The following is an 803-nucleotide window of genomic DNA, read 5'->3' as shown; positions in this document are numbered from 1 at the left end:
GAGAATTTTTGGAATCAGGCAAAACGCGTCTTGTGCAAATATAGTCAATTAAAAACAAAATAGTACAACACTCAACTTTGAAGGTCTAGCCATGGCATACTCTGCGGACTTAAGAAACAAAGCTTTAAACTATTACGAACAATGCAAAAACATCAGCCAAACCGCAGTAACGTTTCACTTGTCAAGAAACACGCTTTACCTGTGGATTCGCCTTAAAAAACAAACAGGCAGCCTAAAACATCAAGTTACCGGTCTAAATGCCGTCAAATTGGATAGGCAAAAACTGGCTCAATATATTGGGCAACACCCGGATGCCTATCTGCATGAAATCGCCAAACATTTTGATTGTACGGCAGCCGCCGTTTGCTATGCACTCAAACAGATGGGGATGACGCGCAAAAAAAGACCACCACTTACAAAGAACAAGACCCGGCCAAAGTAACGCATTATTTGACACAGCTGGCCGAATTTTCCGACTATCAACGTGTTTATTTGGATGAAACAGGATTTGACCGCTACCTGTTCCGTCCCTATGCCCGCAGCCTGAAAGGGCAAATAGTGAAAGCGCAGATAAGTGGAAAAAGATACCAACGCTTATCTCTGGTGTCCGCACAAGTCGGCAACGGGCGGGCACGCCATAACCTGTAGCTGTTAGCGGCGCTCTGGCCAAATCCTTTAAGTTGGCGGGCTCCGGTAAAAGTGTATTGTCTGAGACCAGTCCAGGATGAAGAGACCCCACGCGTCAGCGATGTGGATACATTCCTTAGTGCCGTTGGCCAGTATGCTGCCTTGCCGGTTATCCA

General features: G+C 46.2%; 1 pseudogene. It reads left to right on the top strand.

The features are described from left to right. Positions 1-91 precede the first annotated feature (91 nt). Positions 92-624, top strand: a pseudogene (locus tag HMPREF2796_RS10650) (IS630 family transposase); the annotation flags it as partial. Positions 625-803: the final 179 nt, after the last annotated feature.

It is taken from the genome of Eikenella sp. HMSC071B05, assembly GCF_001811325.1.
GTDB classification, from domain to species: Bacteria; Pseudomonadota; Gammaproteobacteria; order Burkholderiales; family Neisseriaceae; genus Eikenella; species Eikenella corrodens.
Note: the sequence above shows the minus strand (reverse complement) of the source record. Positions and strands in the feature narration are given on the sequence as shown.